Origin of the sequence: Acidovorax delafieldii 2AN (genome assembly GCF_000175235.1) — a bacterium.
GTDB classification, from domain to species: domain Bacteria; phylum Pseudomonadota; class Gammaproteobacteria; order Burkholderiales; family Burkholderiaceae_C; genus Acidovorax; species Acidovorax delafieldii_B.
In genome coordinates, this window is the sequence record NZ_ACQT01000414.1 from 1 (window position 1) to 2098 (window position 2098).

A 2098-nucleotide genomic window follows, 5' to 3' on the forward strand; every position below is an offset into this window, starting at 1 on the left:
CGCCCTCACGCCCACTCCCCAGCAGCAGGCTCTGGCGCTGCAGTGCGGCCTCCGCCAGCGCCAGGGCCAGGGGTGGCGGCGTACTGCGGGGAGGATCCACGTGGATGGACATGCTCGGCCTGAAAGAGGGTGGCGGGGGCAAAGCGCGCCCCCGCTATGCGGTGCGTCGGCCAATTCTGCGGGGTTTCTGCCCGCCTGGCTAGCGGGCGCCGGATCACGGCCCGTCCTCAGGGCCGCCGCAACCCGGTGCTTAACGCGTCACTCGACCCGGTTCCACTCAAGCGCGCGGCTGCGCCAGTGCTCTTCGATGGTCTGGGTGAAATCGGCGCGCACCAGCTTGGCGCGCTGCTCCAGCCAGTCGGCGTTCTCGCGCCGGATCACGATGCCCTCCAGGTTGCCCTGGCGGAACTGGCTGTGCTTCGCGTGCACCCATTCACGCAGCTGGTCCAGGCTCACCTGCCCGGCATGCAGGCGCGGCACCGTGGTGAAGCCCATGCGGGCCGCCCACGCGTTGCGCCGCGCGGTGCTCCAGAACTGGCCCGTGCTGCGGTCGTACACGTCGAACAGCAGCCACCAGTCGGGCAGCGTGGCGTAGTCAAGCGAATGGCGGGCGGCGCACCATTCGCCAAAGGCCACCAGGTTCGTGCCCAGCGCGTCGAACAGCTTGTCTTCGTGCGCTGCCAGCCACGGCCCCAGCCGAGCGAATTGCCCGTGGAAGGGCTGCGGTAGATACTGCCCGCGGTTCTGCGCACGCAGCACGCCATCGGGCGACACCGAAAAACCCAGATTGGCGCCGTCGAGCTTTTCTTCCAGCACCACCTCGCCAGACAGCAGGGCCTCGGCCTCATCGGGCGACAGCACCTTGTCGTCGCGCGGGGCCCCCGTGGCCAGCCAGGCGATGTGCGGGGTGTGCGGGAATCGGAAGAAATCAGTCATATCGCGCCTTTTTTCCATGCTTGGTGTGCCAGCGCTCCACCAGCCAGTCGTTCAACAAATTCTCCACTTCCAGGCCCACCGCGCGCAACGCCGCCTGGCAGTCAAGCCAGTCGGTGTCGCTGGCATTGGTGAGCTGGCAGGCGCTGCCGCGATCAAGCGCCGCCAGCGCCGCGGCCACCATCTTGCGGTCGGCCAGGTCGGTCACGGCGTGGCCCAGCATGCCGGGCAGCACGGCGTTGCCATCGGCATCGAGCTGCAGATCCACCCAGACCACCTCGTTGTGGTCGATCTTGTGCATCATGACCAGCCAGCCGTAGTCCTGCTCCGAGAGCTTGTGCCCGTATTCACCGCACACCTGCCAGCCGGCATCGAGCACGGCGTGGCGCGCGGAATCGGCCTCGAAAGCCTCCAGCCAGTCGAACACGCGCTGGCGCAGCACGGCGTCGTCCACCGGCGTCCCCTCGGCGCGAAAAGGCGACCCGGCATCGGCAGCGCTGGCCACAATGAGCACGTTGGTGTCCACCAGCCGCGATGCCGGCAAGGCGGGCGCGCAGAACAACTCAGCCACCCGCCGCTTCCCGCATGCGCTGCACACGGGCACGCGCCTGCTCGCGCGCCTCGCCCATGGCATCGCCAAAGAAACGCGGCGGCCAGTTGCGCACCGCACCGAACTCGTCCACATCCAGCGGCACCAGCACGGCGTCGGCGCCCTGCCGCTCCACAAACAGCATCTGGCATTGGGCGGTGGTGGTCTGGCGGCGCGCCAGCAGCGTCTGCATGCGGCGAAACAGGTGTTCGGAATGCGTCTCCACCAGAAACTGCACCTGGCGCTGCTGGCTGACCTCGGCAAACAGCTCGGCCAACACCGCCTGGGCCAACGGGTGCAGGTGGATTTCGGGCTCTTCCAGCAGCACCGTGCTGCCCGGAGGCACACTGTAGGCCACTGTCAGCACGGGCAACACCTGGGCCACGCCCACCCCCACATCGCGCAGATTGGCGGCCACGCCGTCCTTGTGCACCAGCAGTTCGTAGCGGCTGGAGCGGCCCAGTTGCCGCACCTCGATCCCGTCGGCCAGGCCCATGCGCTGCAGCCAGCCAGACACGCTGCGCAGCACCGTGCCTTGCCCCGCGCCAGGGTGCAGGGCGTCAGCCAGCAAGGCAT

The 2098-nt window shown here is 68.6% G+C and carries 3 protein-coding genes; all 3 read right to left on the bottom strand.

The annotated features are described in order from the left end of the window. Positions 1-258 precede the first annotated feature (258 nt). Positions 259-936, bottom strand: a complete 678-nt coding sequence (locus tag ACDELDRAFT_RS21685; RefSeq protein WP_005800654.1) for an RNA ligase family protein — start codon at positions 934-936, stop codon at positions 259-261. Beyond that, on the bottom strand, positions 929-1504 hold the full coding sequence (locus ACDELDRAFT_RS21690; protein ID WP_005800656.1) for a hypothetical protein: 576 nt from the start codon (positions 1502-1504) through the stop codon (positions 929-931). The genes ACDELDRAFT_RS21685 and ACDELDRAFT_RS21690 overlap by 8 nt, the downstream gene beginning before the upstream one ends. Further along, the coding region (locus tag ACDELDRAFT_RS21695; protein ID WP_005800658.1) for an AAA family ATPase at positions 1497-2098 on the bottom strand (602 nt) is incomplete at its 5' end. The genes ACDELDRAFT_RS21695 and ACDELDRAFT_RS21690, both read right to left, overlap by 8 nt.